The sequence below is a fragment of the uncultured Citricoccus sp. genome, from assembly GCF_937871995.1.
Classification (GTDB): Bacteria; Actinomycetota; Actinomycetes; order Actinomycetales; family Micrococcaceae; genus Citricoccus.
This window is the reverse complement of the sequence record NZ_CALMQR010000062.1, coordinates 1-18,555: the sequence shown is the minus strand read 5'-3', so window position 1 is coordinate 18,555 and position 18,555 is coordinate 1. Positions and strand designations below refer to the sequence as shown.

At 69.9% G+C, this 18,555-nt stretch carries 15 protein-coding genes and 1 pseudogene; 6 read left to right on the top strand and 10 right to left on the bottom strand.

What is annotated here, in order from left to right:
• Window positions 1-596 precede the first annotated feature (596 nt).
• A complete protein-coding gene (locus Q0283_RS07085) occupies window positions 597-4,463 on the top strand; it encodes a hydantoinase B/oxoprolinase family protein (RefSeq protein WP_298044023.1) in 3,867 nt (1,288 codons plus the stop codon).
• Window positions 4,464-4,629: 166 nt separating this feature from the next.
• Complete coding sequence (locus Q0283_RS07080; RefSeq protein ID WP_183530090.1) at window positions 4,630-5,997, top strand: MFS transporter; 1,368 nt, start codon at window positions 4,630-4,632, stop codon at window positions 5,995-5,997.
• A 170-nt stretch (window positions 5,998-6,167) separates the two neighbouring features.
• Here Q0283_RS07080 and Q0283_RS07075 read toward each other — a convergent pair whose 3' ends face one another.
• On the bottom strand, window positions 6,168-6,827 hold the full coding sequence (locus tag Q0283_RS07075; RefSeq protein WP_298044021.1) for a GntR family transcriptional regulator: 660 nt from the start codon (window positions 6,825-6,827) through the stop codon (window positions 6,168-6,170).
• A gap of 109 nt (window positions 6,828-6,936) precedes the next feature.
• Entirely contained in the window at window positions 6,937-7,560 is a 624-nt protein-coding gene (locus Q0283_RS07070; protein WP_183530088.1) for a DUF4126 domain-containing protein, read from the bottom strand.
• Between the two features lie 168 nt (window positions 7,561-7,728).
• Here Q0283_RS07070 and Q0283_RS07065 point away from each other — a divergent pair, with 168 nt between their 5' ends.
• Genes Q0283_RS07065 through Q0283_RS07055 form a run of 3 tightly spaced genes read left to right on the top strand, consistent with a single transcriptional unit; the run spans window position 7,729 to window position 9,859 of the window.
• Window positions 7,729-8,229 carry a hypothetical protein gene (locus Q0283_RS07065; RefSeq protein ID WP_183530086.1) on the top strand — a complete coding sequence of 167 codons (501 nt, stop codon included), beginning with the start codon at window positions 7,729-7,731 and terminating at the stop codon, window positions 8,227-8,229.
• Between the two features lies 1 nt (window position 8,230).
• Window positions 8,231-9,076: a bifunctional hydroxymethylpyrimidine kinase/phosphomethylpyrimidine kinase gene (gene thiD, locus Q0283_RS07060; RefSeq protein WP_183530084.1), complete on the top strand. Its 846-nt coding sequence runs from the start codon at window positions 8,231-8,233 to the stop codon at window positions 9,074-9,076.
• Between the two features lie 45 nt (window positions 9,077-9,121).
• Window positions 9,122-9,859: a DsbA family protein gene (locus Q0283_RS07055; RefSeq protein ID WP_183530082.1), complete on the top strand. Its 738-nt coding sequence runs from the start codon at window positions 9,122-9,124 to the stop codon at window positions 9,857-9,859.
• A gap of 18 nt (window positions 9,860-9,877) precedes the next feature.
• Here the strand turns inward: Q0283_RS07055 and Q0283_RS07050 are convergent, their stop codons facing one another.
• The 3 genes from Q0283_RS07050 to Q0283_RS07040 all read right to left on the bottom strand — a co-directional run bounded on the left by Q0283_RS07050 (window position 9,878) and on the right by Q0283_RS07040 (window position 12,870).
• The gene (locus Q0283_RS07050) at window positions 9,878-11,122 is read right to left on the bottom strand and encodes a CynX/NimT family MFS transporter (protein ID WP_183530080.1); all 1,245 of its coding nucleotides are present in this window, start codon (window positions 11,120-11,122) and stop codon (window positions 9,878-9,880) included.
• 305 nt (window positions 11,123-11,427) lie between these two features.
• A complete protein-coding gene (locus tag Q0283_RS07045; protein WP_298044018.1) occupies window positions 11,428-12,642 on the bottom strand; it encodes a sensor histidine kinase in 1,215 nt (404 codons plus the stop codon).
• A gap of 6 nt (window positions 12,643-12,648) precedes the next feature.
• Window positions 12,649-12,870, bottom strand: coding sequence for a hypothetical protein (locus Q0283_RS07040; protein ID WP_183530076.1), 222 nt, complete (start codon window positions 12,868-12,870; stop codon window positions 12,649-12,651).
• Window positions 12,871-12,967: 97 nt separating this feature from the next.
• Between Q0283_RS07040 and Q0283_RS07035 the strand changes: the two genes are divergently transcribed.
• Complete coding sequence (locus Q0283_RS07035) at window positions 12,968-13,651, top strand: response regulator transcription factor (protein WP_183530074.1); 684 nt, start codon at window positions 12,968-12,970, stop codon at window positions 13,649-13,651.
• A 111-nt stretch (window positions 13,652-13,762) separates the two neighbouring features.
• Here Q0283_RS07035 and Q0283_RS07030 read toward each other — a convergent pair whose 3' ends face one another.
• The 5 genes and pseudogenes from Q0283_RS07030 to Q0283_RS07010 all read right to left on the bottom strand — a co-directional run.
• Window positions 13,763-15,043 (bottom strand): Y-family DNA polymerase, encoded by a 1,281-nt coding sequence (locus Q0283_RS07030; RefSeq protein ID WP_183530072.1) that lies wholly within the window; start codon window positions 15,041-15,043, stop codon window positions 13,763-13,765.
• Window positions 15,044-15,086: 43 nt separating this feature from the next.
• On the bottom strand, window positions 15,087-15,587 hold the full coding sequence (locus Q0283_RS07025) for a LexA family transcriptional regulator (protein WP_183530070.1): 501 nt from the start codon (window positions 15,585-15,587) through the stop codon (window positions 15,087-15,089).
• Between the two features lie 9 nt (window positions 15,588-15,596).
• Window positions 15,597-16,769: a thermonuclease family protein gene (locus Q0283_RS07020; RefSeq protein WP_183530068.1), complete on the bottom strand. Its 1,173-nt coding sequence runs from the start codon at window positions 16,767-16,769 to the stop codon at window positions 15,597-15,599.
• Between the two features lie 82 nt (window positions 16,770-16,851).
• Window positions 16,852-18,051, bottom strand: a complete 1,200-nt coding sequence (gene gcvT, locus Q0283_RS07015; protein ID WP_298044015.1) for a glycine cleavage system aminomethyltransferase GcvT — start codon at window positions 18,049-18,051, stop codon at window positions 16,852-16,854.
• A gap of 12 nt (window positions 18,052-18,063) precedes the next feature.
• Window positions 18,064-18,555, bottom strand: a pseudogene (locus Q0283_RS07010) (glycine dehydrogenase (aminomethyl-transferring)); the annotation flags it as partial.

The following is an 18,555-nucleotide window of genomic DNA, read 5'->3' as shown; positions in this document are numbered from 1 at the left end:
GACTGCCCGCGCTTCACGGGCATGACCATGATGACACCTGGAGGCCAGGAGAGTCGCGAAGAGCCGGCATCGGGACGATCAACCGTGAGACGTTGCTGATTGATCAATATCGTTGCTCAAAAAGCAACTTAGATCTCTTGCCTCGAAGATCCCTGAGGGCTCAGCCGACCAGACCCTCCGCGCCCCGGCCCCGTCACGCCACGCGCCTCGACCCCCTGCCACCCCCGGGCATTCCGCGTCATGAACCGGAAACACGGACTTAATCCCCCAGGTCTTGCGGGCCGGTTGCTACGAGAGAAATCTTGGTGTCGTCACTGCAACAACAATCAGCCCGCACCGTCAGCTTCCTCCCGCGACCGCAGGACGACTCACGGTCCGCACCTCACCGAAAGCGAGATGCACTCAGCCATTGCACGTTGCTCTAGATGGAACTACATTGCTATCCAAGCAACGGCGAGTGATTCAGATCACAGCATGCTTCAGGGCAGGCCCGGGCCGTCAGGTCCGCTCACCGCCTGGGGTGGAGACCCACTCCACCTCTCGAACCCACCCTCCGCCCCCAACGAAGTCCCGAGCTCCTCTCGAAAGGACCCATCATGAAGCGCATCGGAGTAGACGTCGGCGGTACCTTCACCGACCTGTATTTCTCGGACGACGACCAGCGCATCGCTGTCGTCGAGAAGGTTCCATCGACCCCGCACGACCCGTCCGAGGCGGTCGTCTCCGGCATCACGTTGCTCTGCGAGAAGGCCGGGGTGTCGCTCGCGGAGATCGACCAGGTGGTGCACGGGACCACGGTGGCCACGAACACCGCCCTGACGCATACCGGTGCCGAGGTCGGGATGATCACGACCGAGGGCTTCCGGGACATCCTGCACATCGCCCGCCACAAGAAGCCGCACAACTTCTCCCTGCAGCAGGACCTGCCCTGGCAGACCAAGCCGCTGATCAAGCGCCGCCACCGGCTCACGGTCAAGGAGCGCGTCACCGCGCCCCATGGTGAGGTGCTGGTTCCCCTGGACGAGGACGAGGTCCGTGAGCGCGTCCGCGAGCTCAAGGCGGCCGGTGTCCAGGCCATCGCGGTGTGCCTGCTGCACTCCTACCTGAATCCGGTCCACGAGCGGCGTATCGGGGAGATCGTCAACGAGGAGTTCCCCGAGGCGTTCCTGTCCCTGTCGAGCGACATCGTGCCCCTGTACCGGGAGTACGAGCGGTTCTCCACCACCGCCCTCAACGCCTTCGTCGGCCCCCGGGTGTCCGCCTACCTGCACCGCCTGCACGATGAGGTCACCGCCCTGGGCTACCAGCGGGAGATCCTGCTGATGCAGTCCTCCGGCGGCATGGTGCCCATCCGCGAGGCGGCCAAGCGACCGGTCACGCTGATGATGTCCGGTCCGGTCGGTGGCCTGATCGGTGGCATGTGGTCCGCCAAGCAGTCCGGCTTCGACAACGTGGTCACCCTGGACATCGGTGGAACGTCCGCAGACATCGGCGTCGCGTACCAGGGTGAACTGCGCATGCGTCACCTGCTGGACACCAAGATCGGCGACCACCAGGCCATGGTGCCCATGGTGGACATCGACACCATCGGTGCCGGCGGCGGGTCCATCGCCTACGTCGACGCCGGCGGCGTCTTCCGCGTCGGTCCCCAGTCGGCCGGTGCGGTCCCGGGACCGGTCTGCTATGGCCGCGGCGGGACGGAACCGACGTCGACCGACGCACAGGTGCTGCTCGGCCGGATGCGCCCGGACCGCATGCTGGCCGGCTCCGGCCTGGACATGGACCTCGACGGTGCCCGCACCGCCATGGAGGGACTGGCCGAGAAGCTGGGCATGTCCGTGGAGGAGGCGGCCCTCGGCGCCCTGCAGATCCAGAAGTTCGGCATGACCCAGGCCATCGAGCAGAACTCCGTACGTCGCGGCTACGACCCGCGCGACTTCACCCTCGTCGCGGCCGGTGGTGCCGGTGCGCTGTTCGCCTGCGAGATCGCCGCCGAGCTCGAGGTGCCGAACGTGCTGGTCCCTGCCCACCCCGGCATCATCGCCGGCATCGGCCTGTTGGCCACCGACGAGCAGTACGAGTTCGTGGCCACCAACCGCTTCCGCTTCGCGGACGCCGATCCGGCGGCCATCCAGGCGTCCTTCGACCAGCTGGAGCGGGAGGCCAATGCCCAGCTGGACGCGGAGGGGGTCCCGGCCGAGCGGCGCCGGATCGACTGGCTGGCCGACGCCCGCTACGAGGGTCAGGGGTACGAGATCCGCTTCGACGTCCCCGAGGGCCCGGTGACCACCGCCTGGCTGGACCAGGCCGAGGCAGCCTTCCACGACGCCCACTTCGAGGAGTACGGTCACCGCTTCAAGGACGGCTCCGTGGAGGTCATCAACATCCGCGTGGAGGCCCGCGCCGTGATGGACGACCTGCCGACCCCGACCCCGACCCGCTCGGGCTCACTGGCCGATGCCCTCGTGGAGACCCGCCCGGTGACCTTCGACGTGGACGGTACGCCGACCACAGTGGACACCGGCTTCTACGACCGGGAGAAGATGGGCGTGGGAACCACCTTCGAGGGACCGGTCGTCATCGAGCAGTATGACTCGACGGTCGTGGTCCCCCCGGGCTTCACCGGGACGGTGGACGAGGCCGGCAACCTGGTCATCGCCTGCCCGGCCGGCACCGAGACGGCTGAGAAGCTGGCCACCCCGATCCTGATGCGCGTGATCGGCGGCGCCCTGAACTCCGCGGCCAAGGAGATGGCCTCGGTGCTGTTCCGCATGGCCTACTCCTCGATCATCCGCGAGTCCGAGGACCTCGGGGCGGGACTGTTCGACAAGGACGGCAACGTGCTGGCCGAATCCGATTCCACGCCGATGTTCATGGGCTCCATGCCCAAGATCGTCAAGGGCGTGATCTCGGTCCTGGGTGACGACATCCACGAGGGCGACGTCATCCTGCACAACGACCCCTACCTGGGAGCGACCCACTCCCCCGACGTGGCGATCATCGAACCGATCTTCCATGAGGGGGAGCTCGTGGGCTTCGCCGGGGCCTCGGGGCAGCTCATCGACAACGGCGGTGCGTTCTCCGGGTTGATGGTGGACATCCAGGACGTCCAGTCCGAGGGCACCATCTTCCGGGCCGTGAAGGTCTACGAGAAGGGTGTCCGCCAGGAGTCCCTGATCCGGCACATCCTCAACAACACCCGGACGCCCACCTCCAACGAGGGTGACTTCCAGGCGATGATCGCCGCGTGCGACCTGGCCAAGTCCCGTTACCTGGCCCTCGTGGACCGGTACGGCATCGGCGCCGTCCAGGACGCCGGCCAGAGCTGGATCGACTACTCCGAGCGGATGCTGCGCCAGGAGATCGCCAAGATCCCGGATGGCGTGTACGAGACGGAGGTCGGGTACCTGGACGACGACGGCCGCAACTACGGCAAGAAGCTGCCGATCGTCGTGAAGGTCATCGTGGAGGGTGACGAGATCACCTATGACCTCACCGGTTCCTCCGAACAGGTCCCCACGGCCTACAACTGCGCCTTCGAGGGCACGACGGTCTCGGCGTTCACGTTCATCACCCGCATGATGTTCCTGGACGAGGTCGCCTTCCCGGTGTTCGTGCCGCAGAACGAGGGAATGCTCAAGCCGCTGAAGGTGATCGCCCCGGAGGGCACCATCTTCAACCCGAAGTACCCCGCGGCCACGTTCTCCCGGTTCTCCCAGGTGCAGCGCGCCGTCGACCTGGCCCTGCGGGCCCTCGCCCCCGTCATCCCCGAACGCGTCACCGCCGGCAACTCGGCCCACATCCACTTCATGTCCTACTCCGGGTGGGACGAGAAGCAGGGCGAGTACTGGGTGTACCTCGAGGTCAACGAAGGCTCCTATGGCGCCCGCTCCACCAGTGACGGGCCGGACTCGGTGGACAACCTCATCGCCAACACCCGCAACAACCCGATCGAGGAGCTGGAGTGGCGGTTCCCGATGCGCACCGACCGCTATGAGCTGCGCGACGAACCGGCAGCCGCCGGCGAGTTCCGCGGTGGCATCGGCATCGTGCGGGAGAACACCTTCCTGACGGACACCGTGGTCACCTGCGAGGGTGAACGCCACGAGTCCGACGCCCCCTGGGGCGCCCAGGGCGGCCATGACGGCCTCAACGCCTCCCTGGTGAAGAACCCCGGCCGGGACGGTGAGGAGTCCTGGCCGTCCAAGGTCACCGGCTGGCAGCTGAAGGCCGGGGACTCCCTCCAGATCACCGTCCCCAGCGGCGGCGGTTTCGGGGATCCGCTCACGCGTGATCCGCTGAAGGTCCTCGAGGACGTGCTGGACGGTTTCACCACCGCCGAGGCCGCCACCCGGGACTACGGCGTGGTCCTCAAGGACGTCAACGGCCAGCTCACGGTCGACCTGACGGCCACCGCCGAGAGGCGGGAGCGGCAGGGCGCGCGCCTCAGCTCCGTCTCCTGACCTGACGCACCACCACGGAGGGGGCGGTCCAGGACCGGTCAGTCACGTACCGGTTCCGGATCGTCCCCTTCGTGCTCCCTGCCCTCGGAGTCGCCCCGACGGCAGCCCCCTCCCCACCCGCTGTCCCCTCACCCCTCCTGCTGTCCTCCTCCCCCAAGGAACCGTCATGACCACTACCCAGACCCTGCAGGCCGACTCCACCGACATCACCCCCAAGGACGTCCGGCTGGCCACGTGGATCTGCTTCTTCGCGTGGACCTTCGCCGTCTATGACTTCGTCCTCTTCGGAAACCTCCTGCCCCAGCTGGCCTCGGACCTCGGATGGACGGCTGCGCAGTCGACCGAGATCAACACCTGGGTCACCGCCGGCACGGCGCTGGTGGCCTTCGCGATCGGCCCGATCGTGGACCGGATCGGCCGGCGCAAGGGCATCCTCATCGCGGTTGCCGGCGCCGCCGTGGCCTCCCTGCTGACCGCGACGGTCGGCTGGGTCGCGGGAATCACCGCGGGACTGGGCATCGTCTTCCTGGTCCTCGTCCGTTCGCTCGCCGGCCTCGGCTACGCGGAGCAGGCCATCAACGCGGCCTACCTCAACGAGATGTTCGCCCACAGCCACAGCGACCCGGCCAAGGCCCGCCGCCGCGGCCTCATCTACTCGCTGGTCCAGTCCGGCTGGCCGATCGGCTCCGTGCTCGCGGCCGGGTCCGTCTACCTGTTGTTCCCGGTCGGCGGTTGGGAGCTCTGCTTCATCGTCGCCGCCGTCCCCTCGGTGTTCATCATCATCGCCGGGCGCTGGCTCAAGGAGAGCCCGCAGTTCGCCCGTCGGCACCGGATCGACCAGCTCCTCAAGTCCGGGGAGGAGACGGAGGCGCAGCGCCTGGGCGTGAAGTACGGCATCGACATCACCGCCCAGGACAGTCCCCTCGTATCGGTCTTCCGGGGTGAGTCCCTGCGGTCCACCCTGTCGATCGGCGGCGCCTTCCTCCTGAACTGGCTGGGCGTCCTGGCCTTCTCGATCCTGGGCACCTCGCTGCTGACGGCACCCGACGGCAAGGACATCGCCTTCGACAACGCGCTGCTGATCCTGATCATCTCCAATGCCACGGCCTTCGCCGGGTACCTGTTCCACGGGTGGCTGGGGGACCGGATCGGCCGCCGCAACGCGATCGGATTCGGCTGGATCCTCTGCGCCGTCTCGTTCTTCATCATGATCCAGGCACCGAGCGGGAGCTTCGCGCTCATCGTGGCGTTCTACAGCGCCGGGCTGTTCTTCCTGATCGGTCCCTTCTCGGCCCTGCTGTTCTTCACCGGCGAGAGCTACCCCGTGCACACCCGCGCCACCGGCAGCTCGATCATCAACGCGGCCGGCCAGGTCGGCGCGATCATCGGCGGCCTGCTGATCACCGCCACCCTCGCGGCCGGCAGCGGCTGGATCAATGCGGCCCTGTGGTGGGGCATCCTCCCCATCCTGGCCTCGGGACTGCTGATCTTCACGGCCCGGAACGTCGATCCCCGGACGGTCCGCACGGACTGACCCCCCGGCCATGCCACCACCCACGGCAGCCGCCCGGTGACGATGCCCGGGTCCGCACGGACCCGACAGTGGGCACGTCGTCGGGCGGCTGCCGTCCTGTGCGACCGGCCGGGTCACCATCGCCCTCCGCGATCTCGCGCGTCTCACCTGCGGACGGGGAGGGGGCCCGCTCAGTCCCGGGTGGACTCGACGATCGCCTCGGACACCGAGGCCAGGTGATCCCGCATCGCCCGCGCGGCGCCCTCCGGGTCCCGGGCACAGACGGCCTCGATGATGGCCAGGTGTTCGGGCAGGGACTGCTGGGACCGGCCGGGCCGGGCGGAGAGGCGGTACTGGAAGCGCACGGCCTGGGCCCGCAGCCGGTCGATGGTCGCCGCGGCCGTCCGCTGGCCGGACACCCGGATGAGCATGCCGTGCAGGTCGGTGTTGCCGCGCGCGTAGGCCGACTGGTCATGGTCCCGGACGGCCGCCTCCATGGCCCGCCCGATGGCCCGCAGCTCCTCGGCCTGGTCGTCGGTGATCCGCTCGGCGGCCCGCGCGGCGCACAGCGCCTCGAGGGCGGCGCGCACCTCCACGATCTCGAGGGCCTCCTCCAGGGGGACCGAGCGTACCCGGGCGCCGCGGTTCTGGATCCGCTCCACGAGCCCCTCGACCGTCAACTCACCCAGCGCCGTGCGGACGTGCCCGCGGCTGGCACCGTAGGCCTCGGCCAGATCGGCCTCGACGAGCCGCTGGTTGGGGACCAGTTCCCCGGCGGAGATGGCCTCCCGGATCCGGGCGGCCACGTCCGCCGCGGTCACCGTCGTGCCCGTCCTGGTTCCGGTCGCCACTGATGCCTCCCCACTCGTCGGCCGCGATGGCCTGGATTGTCACCAATTTTGTCACACGTCCGGCGCGAGCGCTCCCCGGGGACGGAGCGCACCGGGGTCACCCAGCCGGTCAGACGGCGAAGTACCGGTCCTCGCGGCTCATCAGGCGGTCCCGGTGACGACGGCGGAGGACCCACCGGCCGAGCAGCCACAGCCCCACCACGATCAGCACCAGCAGGATCCCCACGGACACCGGCAGGAGCACCGCCGTCAGGGCCAGAAGGATGGACGCGGTGTCCTCAGCGGTGGACAGCACCGGGGCGGCGGCCCCGGCGGTGGCGGTGTTCGCGCCGGCGCGGGTGGTGGCCTTGAACAGGTGCACGAGCAGGGCCAGCCCCGCACCGACCACCACCGGGATCCACGCCTCACCGGCGAACAGTGCACCGGGGTCCTGGACGGTGACCGTCTCCGTCCCGACCCCGGAGGCGAAGGTGATGCCGCCGGCGGCAGGCCGGATGACGGTCTGCACGGCGTCGTTGACGCTGTCCAGCACCGGGATCTTGTCCGCCACCACCTCCAGGACGAGCAGCGCCGCGAGGATCCACAGGGTGGCGTCGTGGGAGAGCCACTGCCAGGCGGTCGGCAGCTCCACCAGGGACGTGAAGCGGTCCAGCAGGCCCAGCACGAGCATGGGGATGTACGCGTTGAGGCCGGCGGCCGTGGCCAGTCCGGACCCGGTCAAGATCTCGAGCATGACTGCCCTCCGGTCGGTGCGTGGCGCGGCCGGTTCGGCCGCAACTCCAGTACAACGCCGCGCGGGCCGCAGAACTTCCCGGCCGGCGTCGTCGTCTGAGGCCACGGACCGGCCCCGACGGTAGACTGGCACGGCCCGCGCGCCCCCTGCCAGTTCTGGAGCCACCCCATGACGACCCCCATCCCGGTCAAGCCGAGCCGACGTCGGCGGAGCACGGTCCCCGCCGGGTCCCGCCCGCACCTGAGGATGTCCCTGTACGGGTTCCTGGTCGCCTGGCTGGTCCCGAACCTGCTGATGGCCGCCATCGTGCTGGTCCTCAGCCTCGTCCCGGCCCTGCAGGCCTATGGCTCCCTGACCCCGCTGCTGAGCATCGTGGGGCTGGCGGGCATGGTCATCGGCCTGCCGCTGTGCCTGCTGGTCAACTGGCTGTTCCGGTTCAAGCTCAACCAGTGGATCCACGTGCTGGGCTACGCCCTGGTGGGCATGCTCTACGGCCTGGCCGTGCTGTTCTCCGGGGTCGGCGGCCTCGTGCCCATGCTCATCCCGGTGGTCGGGTTCCCGGCGGCCGTCCTGATGGCCCTGGGCCGCGCCCTGGCCCGTCCCCTGGTCACCGTGGTCCGCCCCGGGGACGACGCCGGCCAGGCACCTGGCCCCGGGAACGGGGATTAACATGGTGCGCATGCCCACGACAGACCCGTACGACGTGCACAGCCCCGCTCTCGCCCTGACGATCGCCGGATCGGAGGCCACCGGTGGCGCCGGCGCCCAGGCCGACCTCAAGACCTTCCAGGAGCTCGGCGCCTTCGGCATGGTGGCCCTGACCTGCATCGTGGCGTTCGACCCCCAGGATGACTGGAACCATCGGTTCGTTCCCGTGGATCCCGACGTCATCGCGCACCAGCTCGAGGCGATCCAGGCCGATTACGCCGGACAGTTGAAGACCACCAAGCTCGGCATGATGGGGTCCCCGGCCACCATCTCGACCGTGGCCACCGCCCTGAGGACCCAGGACTGGGACCACGTGGTCCTCGACCCGGTCCTGATCTGCAAGGGCCAGGAGCCGGGCCACGCCCTGGACACCGACCAGGCCCTCAAGGCAGAGCTGCTGCCCCTGGCCACCTTCACCACGCCCAACCACTTCGAGTCCGAGCAGCTCTCCGGGATGACGATCGAGTCCCTGGGTGACCTGAAGGACGCCGCGAAGCGGATCCACGAGGTCTCCGGCGCCGCCGTGCTGGCCAAGGGCGGGGTCCGGTTGTCCGGACCCGACGCCGTGGACGTCTACTACGACGGCGAGACCCTCGAGGTGCTGTCAGCCCCCAAGATCGGTGAGCACGCGGTGTCCGGCGCCGGCTGCTCGCTGGCGGCAGCCGTGACCGCGGAGCTCGCCAAGGGTGCCGCTCCCCTGGACGCCGCCCGCCGCGCCAAGGAGTTCGTCACCGAGGGCATCCGCCAGCGCGTCGCCGGAAACACCCCCTTCGCCGCCCTCTGGCAGGGTGGCCTGCGGCAGTCCTGACGGCCTGGGGAATAGTGCGCCGCTGATCCTGGGTTGTGCCTGGTTGTGAAGATCGAGATTTTTTCTGACGTCGGGTGCCCCTGGTGCTTCATCGGCAAGCGCCGGTTCGAGAGGGCGCTGGAGTCCTTCGAGCACCGGGACCAGGTCGAGGTGGAGTGGAAGAGCTATCAGCTGGATCCCTCCCTGCCCGAGCATGACCACCGCAGCGAGGTGGACTACCTGGTCCAGGCCAAGGGCATGCCGCGCGAGCAGGTGACCCGCATGCTCGCGCACGTCACCGAGCAGGCACGCGGTGAGGGCCTGGAGTACGACTTCGACAACCTCGTGGTCGCGAACTCGTGGAAGGCCCATCGCGTCATCCAGCGTGCCAAGGCGGAGGGGCTGCGGACCGCGGAGGCGCTGGAGGAACAGCTGTTCCGGGCCCACTTCGAGCAGGGCCTCGACATCGGCGAAGAGCAGGTGCTGGCCCGGCTGGGCACTGCCGCGGGACTGACGCAGGCCCAGGTGCACGAGGCCCTGACCGAGGACCGGTGGGAGACCGCCGTGGCAGAGGACGTGGCCACGGCCCGTGCCCTGGGAGTCACCGGCGTCCCGTTCTTCGTTCTCGGCCGCACCTACGGCATCTCCGGGGCCCAGCCGACCGAGTTGTTCGCCCAGGCCCTGCAGCAGGCCTGGTCTGAGTTCCAGCCGCTGCGGATGGTGCAGCCCGTGACCGCCGGGACGGGCGAAGCCGCCGGTGCCGGTCTCGACGGCCAGGCCTGCGGCCCGGAGGGCTGCGCCTGATCCCGCGCCGGGGTGGTGTCAGCCGTGGTGGCGGAAGTCCAGCCCCAGTTGCCGTTCGGACAGGAAGCGCGCGGCCAGCAGGACCCCGAGCAGGGTCGCCGCACCGGTCATGATCCACGAGTAGTGCCAGCTCCCGGCCGCCGTGGCGATGGCAGCGAGGATGATCGGGCCGACGAAGTTCGCCCCGTTGTAGATCTGGACCATCAGGCCCACGACCGCAGCGGGTGACCCGTCGGGCGGAGCGATGTCCACGGCGATCCGGTTCAGCGAGGCAGGGATCAGGGCACCGACCCCGGAGAACAGCGCGACGGCCACGATCTGGACGGCAAGCCCGCCGCGCACGCCGCTCCAGTCCGGGGCGAAGGTGATCACGGAGGTCACCCCCATCGTGATGAGGCCGATGAGGATCAGTCGCCGCATCGGTATCCCGCGCTGGTGCAGGCGGCCGGTCACGATGTTGCCGACGCCGTTCAGGCCGCCGACGATGGCGGTGACGATGCCGGGCCACAGTCCCCCGACGCCGGCCTCGTCGAAGATGGTGGGCAGGAAGCCGATCACCGAACCCCATTGCAGGGTGTAGCAGGCGAACACGAGGCCGGCGATCCAGGGCGTGGAGGTCTTCACGGTGGCCAGCACCCGACGCGCGGCCAGTCGCACGTTGGCCCCACGCCCCGCCGGCGGCGGGGCGACGAACACCAGCAGCAGGGGAATCGTCGCGGCCGTGATCACGGCCATGGTGACCCACCAGGCCTGCCAGCTCACCGCGGTCAGCAGCAGGGTGGAGGTCAGGACCGCCAGGAACGTGGCGATGCCCTGGAAGGCCGCCCACCAGCCCAAGGCGATGTTCGCCCGGGCGGGGTGCGCCGTGAGGCGGATCAGCGGCGGCGCGACCACCGTGGCCATCAGGAAGCCCACGCCCTCGAGCGCGCGCGTGGCCATCAGGAACCCGGTGGAGTCCGCGAAGGCCCCGGCCAGGGAGCCGACCGTCAGCAGCGCCATGCCGATCAGCAGCGTCCGCCGCAGTCCGATCACCTCGGAGAACAGGGAGACGCCCAGGCCCAGCAGCATGGAGCCGACCTGGACGATGCCCAGGAGCACCCCGGATTCGACCAGGGTCATGCCCAGGTCCTGCTGGATGTAGGACAGCGCCTCCGGCAGCTTCCAGATGTGCATGGCCGCTGCCACGCCGGCGATGACGATCGGGACCCACGAGGAGTGAGCGCGCACCGGATGTCCGGCGGAGGCGCCAGATACGGCGTTCATTCCAGCCACTTTAACGCTGGGCCGCGATCGGCCGACGTCATACTCGGTCCGTCGGGCTCGGCAGACGTGCTGGTCAGCACCGAAGCGGGTGCGGAAGATGGGCGTTAAACACCTGAGAGGCGGTGGCATGGCCACCGCCTCTCAGCGGATTATAGGTTGGTGGGCCCGTATCCCCCCGGGCTGATTCCACCGTCCTGATCCGTGTGCACCGTCTCATGGGGCCCCTTTAGGTTATAGGCGAGCCCTAAGCCACCACCATTAGACCTTTGGCTAGACTTTCGGCGTCTTATGTGACCCACATCACATTAGGCGGCGGCCTCCTGCAGGGGCACCTCAGCCCTGACCCGCCACCAGCTACCGTCCCGCTGTGAACTCATGGTCCCGCCGAAGGCATCGACCCGGTCGCGCATCCCGATCAGGCCACTGCCGGAGGAGTTCCAGCCTGCCCGGGCCGGCGCGCCTCGGACGGGAAGCGTGTTGTCCACGGCGAGTTCCAGCCGGTCGTCGTTGACGCGGATGCAGATCCTGCATTGGCCCCCCTCGGCCGCATGCTTGGCCACGTTCGTCACCGCCTCCTGCAGGACGCGGTACAGGGCCGTCTGCACGCTCCGTGGGATGTCCTGGTCGAGCCCTTCCGTCTCCACGTGGGTCTCGATCCCGAGACCCTCGAGCATGCGACCGAACTTCACGGCGCCGTACTCGAGGTCCAGGGCGGCCGCTCCCTCGCCGAGTTCGATCTGTGCGGCCTCCTGATCTCCGGCGACGAGGCCCTCCGCCTGGAGCAGGGACAGCATGCGGCGGAGGTCGGCCAGTGCTTCCGTGGCCGAATGCCCCACCACGTCCACGGCGTGGCGCGCGGCCTCATCCGTGCCGGCGTACTGTGCAGCACGGGTCTGCATCGAGATGATCGTGAGGTTGTGCGCCACGATGTCGTGCAGGTCCCGGGCCAGGGACTTGCGCTCCTCCTGGGCGGCCCGCGCCGCGCGCCTGGTGGCCTCCGCCACGCGCGCCTGGTCTTGGAGCCGGCGATCCAGGAGGAAACCGACGAAGTTCCCGACACCCCATCCCAGGGCGACGAAGATCAAGGCGACCCACACCACGGGTCCGAAGGTCGTTGTGGTGAAGGGAATGAGCAATGTCCAGGCCACGGACACGGCAAGGGCCACCAGGCTGAAGGACTTCTGGGCCGTGGCCGCCACGGCGCCGAGAAGCAGCGGAACCACCAGGGACGTCATCCAGAAGGCATCCAGGAGATGGCTGGCCACCAGCGCCGGGATGAGCGCGGCGAACGCGAACGTGGTCCGCGTCCAGAGAACGTAGATGGCCAGACAGTTCAGCAGGATGACCAGCGTTTGCGGGGCATCCAACGTCCCGGACCCCGTGATCGCATTCGCGAAGTCGGAGGCGAACGAAACCGTCGCGAAGAGCGAGGCCAGCACGAGCATGGCCCGGTTCAGGGGCCGGGCAGACCAAAAGTCGGCCGGCCCCACGGTGGGGCCAGCCGACTCATCAGCGGTCATGGTTGCCTAGCAGGCGCCGAACCAGCACCAGAAGACCCGCGATCCGGCGCCGAAGCCCATGGTGGACAGCTCTCCATCGGACTTGTAGGTGGGATCGACCTGGAGCTCGTGGGTGGGGGGCAGCACGACAGCTTCAGAGGTAGAGGTCTCCACGGCAGCGGCCGGGGAGACGACGAGGGCGGACGAGACGAGCACAGCGGCCATCGAGGCCATGAGAGGACGTTTCATGTCTCCATTATCAGGGTCTGACAAGCGCTTTACCAGCATGTGGCACAAATTACAGGCTCTTCAAAGGTCGGGGGTGAAGGAAGGCTACGCTTGGGCCATGCCCGACCGCAATATCGCAGTGCTCATCGTGGACGACCAGCCGCTCATGAGCGGTGCCCTGAAACTGCTCGTCGAGAACGCCCCCAACATGCACTGCGTGGGTGTCGCCGCCAACGGCGTCGAGGCCCTGGAGGCCTGTCAGGCCACCCACCCGGACGTGGTCCTCATGGACATGCAGATGCCCGTCATGGGGGGCGTGGAGGCCACCGCGCGCATCTCGGCGGAGTTCCCGGAGACCAGCGTGCTGGCCATCACCACGTTCACCTCGGAGCCGTACCTCGTGCCCGCGCTGCGTGCCGGCGCCGGCGGGTACCTGCTCAAGGACGCCGCGCCGGAGACGATCGTCAGCGCCATCCGCAGCGTGCACCGGGGCGAGTCGGTCCTCTCCCCCGCCGTGACGCGCAAGCTGCTGTCCTCCATCGAGGACGACCGCCCCTCCCTCAGCAACGGCGCGAAGCCGGGGGACCCGGACGGTTCCGAGCTGACCCCGCGGGAACTGGACGTGCTGCGGATGCTGGCGCGCGGCCGGTCGAACACCGAGATCGCGGACGAACTGCACATCTCCGAGTCGACCGTCAAGGCGAACCTCACCAAGATCCTGGACAAGCTCGAGGTGCGCGACCGCGTGCAGGCGATCATCCGGGCCGCACAGTTGGGCCTGGTCACGCTGTCCCTCGACTGACCAGCGACTCCCCGTCCGATCCCGCTTCCGTCCCTGGCCCCGGTTCCCCGCTGGGTCCCGGCCCGCCACCTGGCCCCGGTTTCCCGTGGCGGCCCCTGGGCCGGCCAGCGCTCAGGCCCTGACCACCGGCAGGTCCGAGAACCGGGTGGTGTACTGCGGCGAGGCGAACTCGCGCCGCATCGTCCACGATCCCTGCTCGCTCAGCCCACCCTGGCCCAGGCCGATCGACGTCCCGCCGAACCGGCCGCGCACCCGCTCCAGCACCGCCTCGAGGTGCCGGTCCGGTTCCTGGTCGCCGAAGCCCGCGAGCATCTCCTGCGCCGTCCCGGCCGGCTCCAGCCCGGTCAGCATCACACCGGCCCGGGTGTACGGCACGCCCTCAGTGAGCACGGAGCGCATCGCGCGCACGGCCGAGCGGGTGATGGTGACCGGGTCCGCCGTGGCCCGGGACAGGGCCACGGCCCGGGAGACCGACCCGTCCGGCCCGGTGAACCTCGAGGTCCCGGCCGTCACGGTGACCATCCGGGCCTGCTGGCCCTGCATGGCCAGCCGGGCGGCGGCCCGCTGCGCATAGACGTTCATGACATCGTCCATCTCGTCCGCGGCGGTGACCGGCCGGGAGAACGAGCGGGAGAAGATGACCTGGGTCGGACCGGCGTGCTCGTCCACGTCCGGAACGCTCGGCGTCCCGTTCAGTTCCAGCACCGTCCGTTCCAGCACCACGGAGAACCGCGACCGGATCCAGGCCGGGTCCGAGGCCCTCAGCTCCGCGATCGTGCGAATGCCCAGCCGGTCCAGTCTCTCGCCCGTCTTCCGGCCCACGCCCCAGACCTCGGTCGCCGGCAGCCCGGACATCAGCGCCTCCACCGCCCGGGGCCGCGCGGACACGGAGAACACCCCGCCGATCCGCTCGTCGTCCGGGTTGTTCTTGGCCACGTGGTTGGCGAATTTCGCCAGCGTCTTCGTGGGCGCGATGCCCACGCACACCGGCAACCCGAGGTTCCGCTGCACGGCCGCGCGGATGCGCCGCCCGGTCTCCAGCACCTGTTCCGGCGTACCGGTCAGGCCGAGGAAGCACTCATCGATGGAGTACACCTGCTGCCACGTCCCCCACCGGCCCAGCAGTTCCATCACCCGCGCGGACATGTCCCCGTACAACTCGTAGTTCGACGACCGGGCCACCAGGCCCCAGGCGGAGGCCTGCGGGGCGAGCTGGAACCAGGGCGTCCCGGTCCTCAGCCCCAGGGCCTTGGCCTCCGGGGAGCGCGCCACCACGCAGCCGTCGTTGTTGGACAGCACCACCACGGGACGCCCCTCGAGCCGCGGGTCGAAGGCCCGCTCGCAGGAGACGTAGAAGTTGTTGACGTCCACCAGCGCCATGGCCTGGGTCATCGCCGGCCTCCGTCCCGTTCCGCCCGGAACCGGTGTGCGGCCCTCACAACCGGTGCAGGCAATACGTCGCCACGCCCCAGACCCGCAGGCCCTCGGGACCGGCGGCCGGCAGCACGACCGGGGCGGCGCCGTCGTCGGACTCCAGGATCACGGTTCCCGGGCCCGCAGCCGACCGTGTGTGCGAGCCGAGCGCCGCGGGAGGGGCATCCACCGCGAGTCCCGGGACGGTGCCATCGAACACCATCCGGCGCACCACCAGCTCACCGTCGAGGACCGCCACGACCACCGACCCGTGGCGCGGGGTGGCGGCCCGGTCCACCACCAGCTCGTCGCCATCGCGGATCCCGGAGGCGGCCATCGCGTTGCCGGCCACCCTCATCAGGAAGGTGGACGTGCGGTCGCGGACCAGTTCACGGTTCAGGTCGATGCCGCCATCGAGGTAATCGCGGGCCGGGGACGGGAAACCGTGGGCGCGCGGCGCCTGCTGTGCGGCGGATCCCGATGCCGGCCCGCGGCCGGATGCCCCCGGCTGCGGGATGGACATGGCCGGGCCTCAGTCCTCGCGTGCGGGGCCGGACGATTCCTCGTCGTCGTCCGCCGAGGGGCGGGACGAGGAGGGAGAGGAGCTCGGCTTCGACGGGCTCGGTGATGCCGATGCACTCGTGGAGGGCGTGGGGCTGGAGCTCTCCTCCGCCTTGCGGCGGGCCTCTTCCTCGGCCCGGCGCCGTTCATCCTCCCGCGCGTCCTCGCGGGCGGCCTCCTGACGGGCCGCCTCCTGACGGGCGAGCTCGGCCTGGCGAGCGGCCTCCTGGCGGGCGAGCTCGGCCTGGCGAGCGGCCTCGGCCTGGCGGGCGAGCTCGGCCTGGCGGGCCTCCTCCCGCTGGCGCGCGGCCTCCTCGCGCTCACGGGTCAGCAGGACGCCGCGGGTGGTCTGGAGGGACGCCAGCTCGGTCTGCGCCTGGGTCAGGGCCTCATCCAGCCGTTGCCGCAACCGGGGCACGTCCTCCCCCCAGGCGAGCGAGGAGAGGGAGGTCCCCTCGGGGTCGATCGTGGCGAACACCTTCTCCGCGGTGACGCCCTGCTCCACGGCGGCCGCAACCGCCTCGATCTGCTCGTCGGCCTCCGCGGCCGAGGACGGCCCGCCCTCCGGCAGCCCGCGCAGCACGTCGACCACGGGCGCGACCCTGCCGGGCAGGGTGCAGTCCACGGACGGAGAGTACAGGCCGGCCTCGTCGGTACGGGCCGTCTCCTGCGCCTCCTGCAGGTCGGCCCCGAGCTGTCCCATCGGCTGCTCGCGCACCGGGACGGCCAGTCCGGCCTCGACCTGGACGACGTTGATCACCTGGCCGCCGGAGCGTGCCAGCACGAACCGGGTGTCCCCGGGACCGTCCACGTACTGCACCTGGATGGAGTCACCGGACTCCAGCATCCCGGACAGGTTCGCCGTCGACTCCTCGGCCAGGCAGTTGTCCAGGGTGGTCTTCTTGCCCTCGGGAGCGCTCAGCGGCGCCTGCACTCCGGCCAGGGTCACGGTCTCCTCGGTGCCGTCCATGTTCACCACGATGGTGTGGCCGTCCACGACGCGCACCACGTTCCCGTAGGACTGGGCGGTGCGGACTCCCTTGACTGCACTGAGGACGGCCAGCGTCAGCAGCAGGGCCGCGAGCAGCACGAACGCGATGATCCCCAGGACGGAGATCCGCCCGGCGGTTCGCTGTTGAGTCATGGTCTTCCTGCGGTGATGGGAGGGCCGGGACGGGGGCCCGCTGGCTCAGCGAAGTCTAGCAAGCGGGACCCCCACCCCAGGCTCAGTCCTGCCGACGGTAGAACGGCAGCTCCACCACGGTGAACGGCTCGGCCTTGCCGCGCAGGTCAACGGCCACTTCGGTACCCGGCTCCCGGTGCGTCACGTCCACCCGCGCCAGCGCGATCGGGTAACCCAGCGTCGGGCTGGGGATCCCGGAGGTGACCTCGCCGATCCGGTTGCCGTCGCCGTCGAGCACGGCGTAACCGGCCCGGGCCGCGCGGCGGCCGGCCGCCCGCAGCGCCACGATCGCCTGGCCGGAGGTCGTGCCGGTGCCGGCCTCGCGCGCGGCGAGCAGGGCGTCACGGCCCACGAAGTCCGTCTCCTTGGACTTCAGCGGCACGGCCATCCCGGCACCGGACTCCGAGGGCAGGTGCCCCAGGTCCAGTTCATTGCCGTACAGCGGCATGCCGGCCTCCAGCCGGAGCGAGTCCCGGCTGGCCAGGCCGCACGGCAGCACCTCCACGCCGGCCTCGGCGCCCGCCGCGGACAGGGCGTGCCACACGGCCGTCGCCGCCGCGGACAGCTCGTCCCGGTCGGCCACCGGGCCGATGATCAGCTCGAAGCCGTCCTCGCCCGTGTACCCGGTGCGTGCCAGCAGCACGGGCACCTCACCGGTGCCGGTGCGCACGGTCACGGTCCGCGCCGCGTAGTACTTCAGCTCCGGCAGGGCCGCGGCCTCATCCTCCGGCAGCACCAGGGACAGGACGCGGGCCGCCTCGGGACCCTGGATGGCCACCAGGGCCGTCTGCGCCGACTCGTTGCGGACGGTGGCCTCGAAGCCGACGGAGCGCTCGGTCAGCGCGGCCGCCACGGAGGAGGCGTTGCCGGCGTTGGGCACCACCAGGTACTCACGCGCCGAGTCGTCCTGGCCGTCGTCCAGCCGGTAGACGATCAGGTCGTCCAGGATGGTGCCGGCCTCGGTGCAGATCAGCGAGTACTTGGCCCGCCCCGGTGCCACGTTGGAGACGCGCGCGGTCAGGGCGTAGTCCAGGGCCTCGGCGGCCTGCGGGCCGGTGACCCGGACCTCACCCATGTGGGAGAGGTCGAACAGCCCTGCCGCCTTGCGCACGGCGTGGTGCTCGGAGAGCTCCGAGCCGTACTTCAGCGGCATCTGCCAGCCTCCGAAGTCGGTGAACGTGGCCCCGGCCTCGGCGTGGACGGCGTGCAACGGGGTGGTGCGGAGGTCTTGGTTCGGTGACATGACGGTCTCCTGTCAGTGGGAAACGGAGGACGAGGACTCGACGGCGTCGGCCACGGCGGTGGGGTTCGCCGCCTCCTTGGCCTCGTCGGCGACGGGCTCGAAGGACTCGACCGGCGGGCAGGAGCAGAACAGGTTGCGGTCACCCCACGCCCCGTCGATCCGGCCGACCGGGGCGAAGTACTTGTCGACCCGCAGGCTCTCCACCGGGTAGGCGGCCCGCGAACGGGGGTACTCCCGGTCCCACTCGTCAGCGGTGAGCACCGAGGCGGTGTGGGGGGCGTTGCGCAGGACGGACGCGTTCAGCGTCTCCGGCGTGGTGGCCTCCATCTCGGCATGGATGCTGATCATCGCGTCGATGAACCGCTCGATCTCGGCCAGGTCCTCGGACTCGGTGGGCTCGACCATGAGGGTCCCCGCCACCGGGAAGGCCAGCGTGGGGGCGTGGAAGCCGTAGTCGATCAGGCGCTTGCAGACGTCCTCGGCGGTCACCCCGGTGCGGGCGGT